Genomic DNA, 5,011 nt, shown 5'->3' with positions numbered 1-5,011 from the left:
GGTGTAGCCGAACGAGGCGCCCTGCTTGGCAGGCCCGTAGACCTGCTTGACCTTGGAGTCGATGTCCACGAACACCACCTCGTCCCGCTTCGGGACCAGACCGGTGTGCGCGGCCAGAGTGCAGGTGAACGCCCGCATGACGGACTCGAGTTGACGCACATGTCCCCAGGTGAAGGCACGCAGGAAGGTGCCCAGTGTGGACGGGGCGCGCACGCCGCCGAACAGGCGGGACAGGCCACCGTGCCGGAGCACGTCCAAATCCTCGATGCTGTCCGCCCCGGCGATCATGCCGCCCACGATCGACAAGGCCTTCGCGTCGGCTGCCGTACCGGCACCGTTGGCCGCGCCGGTGAGCTTCACCTTCTCGGCCACCAGGGCGGGCAGCCCGCACCGCTCGGCCAGCCGGATCGTCGGAACCAGCCCGGCATGCGCGATCAGGTCCGGGGCGTCGAACGCGGCGAACAGCGTCGCCGGGCTATGGGAGACTCTCACTTACGAGGTGCCTTGCTTCGTGGGACTGATGAGGGCGTAGGAACTTTCATCATCCCAGGTCAGCGGGCACCTCTTCTCATTTCGTCGCCCGCAGACCGACTATCGCGCGGTGGATCCAGGCTCAGAAGTGCCTCGCACAACGCGCCGGTTTCGAGAGGACTTTTGCGAGTGGCGACCTGCGGAAACGCGACCGCTTCGGGTGCTCTCACAGAACTCTCACAGATGGTCGTTTGCGAGAGGACAGAAGCGGAAGCGGTGCTACCGCCATCTGCTGTCCCGTTGGTTTTCCCAACGTCGGACAACCTCGGCATGCTGACCGGCATGCTCCGCGGCGAGGTCAGCGAGACGTCCGACGTGAGGTCTGGGTCGACATCGCAGCCAGGAGATTGCGTATCTCGATGATGCTCGTGCCCGTGCGTTCGGCGATGCGGGCCGCCGACTGTCCGGCTTGGTACGCGGCGACAACCGCCGCGGTCAGCTGTCGGCGGGCCGCGTGGACTGCCGCCTGCGCCTCGCGCAGGGCCGCAGCTGCCGCCTCCAGGTCGTTGTCCTCGCTCGTCATAGCAGTCATCGTGCCAGCGGGCGCGCAGGGCCGGTACGGTGGGCGTGTTCCAGCACGAGGCAAGGGGTGGCGGCATGGCGGGCGAGACGCTGGTGACGGTGGTGGGCAACCTGACCGCCGATCCGGAACTGCGGCACACCGCCTCCGGCATCCCGGTGGCGGGTTTCACCATCGCGTCCACGCCCCGCGTGTTCGACCGCGAGCGCAGCGAATTCGTCGACGGAGAGCCACTGTTCCTGCGTTGCTCGCTCTGGCGACAGGCCGGCGAGAACGCCGCGCAGTCCCTCACCCGCGGCATGCGGGTCATCGTCACCGGACGCCTGCGGCAACGCACCTTCGATGACAAAGAGGGCATCCGTCGCACCACCGTGGAGATCGACGCCGAGGACGTCGCGGCCTCCCTGACCTACGCGACCGCCAAGGTCACCAAGACCTACCGCCAAGGCATGCCGCCCCAACGCGGCCCCGCCCCGGCGGCCGGACCGGTATCCGACTCCGCACAGCCGTCCCCGAGCGCGGCACCTGYCGAGCCGCACCCGTTCTGACCAGGGGYGCGGTCAGCCCCAGAAGGCGTGACGCGGATCGTCCAGAACGGTCAGGGCCTCGTCCAGTGACGAGACCGTCGGCAGGCGATCGCACGGATACCAGCGCCCGTTGCGATCCGCGCCGTCCACCTGCCACCCCTCATCAGTACGTCGCAGCCGAGCGACCCGACGCGAGGTCCACTCTCCGACTCCGTCCCACGGCGGTCGCTCCTCGGTGATCACAGCGGCGCTGCCCCGCACCGCACACCCCACCGTGATTTCCGCCTTCGCATGCGCAGGAATGCGCTGCTCAGCCCACTTCTTCAGCCTGGCTCGGTCCAGCTCAGAGATCTTCACACTCCCACGTTAACCACGACCATCCCTTCGACGGGCATGGCCCAGATACGCCAGAAACCCGCCACGGGATGATCTTGGGGTGCCAGTAAGAATCGTGTCACCGATCCTGCTGGCCAATTCCGGGTCATGCGGCGAGGGAGAGGTCGAGGCGGGCGAGGTGCCCGGTCCGGGTGCCTACGCAGCCAGCATGGAATTAACCAGCAGGATCCGCGAGGCGTCATTCGCAGGTGAACGGCTGACTCCTATGAAGTCACAAACGCCCGTCCGGCCGCGTGCGGGGTGACGCCCGGCGGGCCGACAAATCCGAAACAGGACAGTCGAAACGTCAGTCAGCCAAGGGGTCAGGCCCACCATCGGCGTCACCACGAACATCATCACTGTCAGCCAACGTGACAACGCCCGTGCGAGGAATCATCGACGGATCGGTCCGGGCTGGAGAGGAACCTATGGTTCATCGGACGCGTCTTCGCGGGTGTGACTGATTCTCCTGCCCCATACGGCCCCTGCACCCCCGACACCGACGTGGACCCCGAGAGCGAGAACTCGTCACGTCCCGGCCCGCTGTGGAGACACGTTCTGTGGGCGGTCGGGTTTCCCCTCTTCGGGGTGGGATTCGGCTGGGCGAGTGCGTCGTTTCGCCTCGGTCCCGATGAGTACGGCATGCCTCTCGCCGTGCCGGGCCAGGTGTGGTCGCACCTGATCGTCTGGACCGTGACCGGCCTGGTATCGGCAGCCGCGCTGCGGGCCGTCGCCGCCAGGGTCCCGCTCCACGCCCTGGAAGTTACCGTTCTCCTTCTCACCTTCATGGGCACCCGACTCTCGCTCGGCTATCGGCCGGGGCCACTGGTGTCGGGCGTGATGGTCGCAGCCGCTCTGATGATGGTGACCCTGCGGTGTGTCCTGGCGTTGCGTCGAGGCGCTCGCGACTGACGTGTGCGGTGAGTTCCTCTCCTCATGCTGGTCGGGGAGCGTCACCGACGCCAGGTTCCGCGTTGCCGGGTGGTGGCGAGATCCCGGAGCGCAGCCGCTCTCCCCGACAGGCAGGTTTCCGAGGAACAGTTCCGGTTCTTCGGGGTGCTGAGCAGGGCGGGAACGGCAGGGCAACATTTGCCAATGAGGGTCGTTTTCATGCAGCTTCTGGGGTTCGTCGACCCGGATGTTTCCGTGGTTGTCCCCAAGCGGAAGTTGTCCCGCAGCAACACCCGTCACCGCCGCGCCCGGTGGAAGGTCACCGCGCCGGCCCTCGTGCCGGTCCCCGTCGATGGGCTCTCCCATCTGGTGCCCAACGGCCAATGCCGTTGCTTGAGTTACTGAAGTATCGCGGGCGCAAGGGTGATGGCCTTCTCCGGAACCCGTCGGGTGCCTCGCCTGACCTGGCCCTTCCTGCGCACGATGTTGTGCCGTTCGGAAACTCATCGCTGCTGCTCGGAGTGGGTCTGGCGCGCCACTGTGAGCTCCTGGAACCCTGTCCGGATGCTCGTCTCACTGGTGTATCACGTGGCGCGGAAGCTGCTGTCGGTCCCGGCGGTGCTGCTACGCCGACGCGCGGCAAAGGATGCTGAGTTGCTGGTGCTGCGGCATGAGAACGCGGTGCTGCGCAGGCAGCTCAAGGGACCGGTGCGGTATGCGCCGGCGGACCGGCTGTGGTTCGCGGCGTTGGCTGCGCTGCTCCCGCGGCGTCGGTGGGCGCGCGTTTTCCCGGTGACGCCTGCAACTGTGCCGGCGTGGCACCGCAGACTTATCGTGCGCAAGTGGGACTACAGCAAGCGCCGGAGCAGGCCGGGCAGGCCGCCACCGGATGACCGCCCCCGACCACCGCGCCGAGATGACCGTCCGCTTCGCGATCTGGGACCAGATCACCGGCGCTGCCAACCTGCCCACCACGGCCTGAACACAGGCCCGGGCCGCGGGCCCACCACGCCCCGACGCACCATCAGACAGTCACGCACCCAACAACGTGACAACGCCCCAGGCGGATCAGAGGTCGGCACCCTACGCCAAATGTGGGTAGTCGGTGTAGCCAGGGTGTGTCAACTTAACGGCCCTGTCTCACTTTCGGTGGTGACGGAGCGTGTCCTTATCCGAGGAGGATGCGGTGGCGAAGAAGGGTGAAGCCTGCTCGTCCGTGCATCTGGCGCGCGATCCGCTTGGTCTTGGTGTTGACGCCCTCGGTGGGGCCGTTGCTGTACGGAAGCGTGAGTGCGGCGATCACGGCGTCGCGGTCCCGTTCCAGGCCCCGGGTGAAGGCGTGCAGGTGGGGCAGATCGACTGCGCGGGCCTGTGCGATCCAGTCCGAGAGCCTGTCGGCATTTTCTGGGCAGGGCGTCAGGAGTTCGGCGAAGTCCCTGATGCTGGTGGTCAGTTGGGTCATCTCGGGGCAGGCGCCAGTGAGCCGGTCCAGGAGGTCGTGATGTTCGTTTTTGAGGTTGCTGGGCCGGGTGAGCAGCATCCGGGCGAGCCGACGTGGGGAGATGTGGCTGCGGTCGGCGTCTGCGCGGCCTTGGTTGATGTACTTGTGCAGGAGGTTCAAGCAGCCCGTGAAGCCGAGGGCCTTGATCTCTTCGAAGAGGTGCTGGACGGGGACGGCGGGGTGCTCCGCCCGTCGTTTACGCAGGTGCTCACGGTAGGGGTCGACAAGGCTGGCGCGGTACTTGGGGACGCGAAGCATCCGTTCGGGCCGGTCGGCTCGGGCGTAGCGTTTGACGGTGTTCAGGGCCAGTTGAAGCCGGCGGGCGCACTCGAGCAGGCCCACGCCCTGGTCGAGTAGGTCGTGGACCTGGTGCCAGCGCTCGAGGGTGGTTCGCGCGCGGGGCCCGTCGTACAGGGGCGCGTCCAGCACGGCGGCCCAGCAGGTGCTGTGTGCCTTCACCTCGCTGAGGGCGGCTTCGCACAGGTTGTGCCATACATGCCAGCGGTCAGCGACCTGGACCGCGTGGGGCAGGGCACGGCGGATGGCCTCGGCGTAGGTCGCCGAGCCGTCACGGCACACGACCTCGATGCCCGGATGCTCGCGCAGCCACGCTTCCAGCGTGCCGGCGGTACGGTCGGGCAGCACGTCGATCCGCTCGTGCGTTTC

General features: G+C 67.3%; 5 protein-coding genes and 3 pseudogenes. 4 read left to right on the top strand and 4 right to left on the bottom strand.

Annotation, left to right across the window (positions count from 1 at the left end):
* Both DIZ27_RS44770 and DIZ27_RS44765 read right to left on the bottom strand, forming a co-directional pair.
* Positions 1–492, bottom strand: a pseudogene (locus DIZ27_RS44770) (IS1380 family transposase); the annotation flags it as partial.
* A gap of 337 nt (positions 493–829) precedes the next feature.
* Positions 830–1,054 carry a hypothetical protein gene (locus DIZ27_RS44765; RefSeq protein ID WP_109383962.1) on the bottom strand — a complete coding sequence of 75 codons (225 nt, stop codon included), beginning with the start codon at positions 1,052–1,054 and terminating at the stop codon, positions 830–832.
* Between the two features lie 74 nt (positions 1,055–1,128).
* On the opposite strand from DIZ27_RS44765, the pseudogene DIZ27_RS44760 reads away from it, so the two are divergent.
* A pseudogene (locus tag DIZ27_RS44760) lies at positions 1,129–1,500 on the top strand (single-stranded DNA-binding protein); the annotation flags it as partial.
* 111 nt (positions 1,501–1,611) lie between these two features.
* Here the strand turns inward: DIZ27_RS44760 and DIZ27_RS44755 are convergent.
* Entirely contained in the window at positions 1,612–1,935 is a 324-nt protein-coding gene (locus DIZ27_RS44755) for a DUF3024 domain-containing protein (protein ID WP_109383960.1), read from the bottom strand.
* A gap of 660 nt (positions 1,936–2,595) precedes the next feature.
* Between DIZ27_RS44755 and DIZ27_RS44750 the strand changes: the two genes are divergently transcribed.
* The 3 genes and pseudogenes from DIZ27_RS44750 to DIZ27_RS44735 form a co-directional block, all read left to right on the top strand.
* Positions 2,596–2,865 (top strand): hypothetical protein, encoded by a 270-nt coding sequence (locus DIZ27_RS44750; protein ID WP_258308934.1) that lies wholly within the window; start codon positions 2,596–2,598, stop codon positions 2,863–2,865.
* A 234-nt stretch (positions 2,866–3,099) separates the two neighbouring features.
* The gene (gene rpmF, locus DIZ27_RS44745; RefSeq protein WP_109383963.1) at positions 3,100–3,249 is read left to right on the top strand and encodes a 50S ribosomal protein L32; all 150 of its coding nucleotides are present in this window, start codon (positions 3,100–3,102) and stop codon (positions 3,247–3,249) included.
* A gap of 466 nt (positions 3,250–3,715) precedes the next feature.
* Positions 3,716–3,826, top strand: a pseudogene (locus tag DIZ27_RS44735) (IS6 family transposase); the annotation flags it as partial.
* 186 nt (positions 3,827–4,012) lie between these two features.
* Here DIZ27_RS44735 and DIZ27_RS44730 read toward each other — a convergent pair.
* A partial coding sequence (locus tag DIZ27_RS44730; protein WP_109383959.1) for an ISL3 family transposase occupies positions 4,013–5,011 on the bottom strand: 999 nt, incomplete at its 5' end.

This window comes from Streptomyces sp. NWU339, assembly GCF_003143855.1.
Lineage (GTDB): Bacteria > Actinomycetota > Actinomycetes > Streptomycetales > Streptomycetaceae > Streptomyces.
The sequence above is the reverse complement of the archived record's forward strand: the minus strand, read 5'-3'. Positions and strand labels throughout refer to the sequence as shown.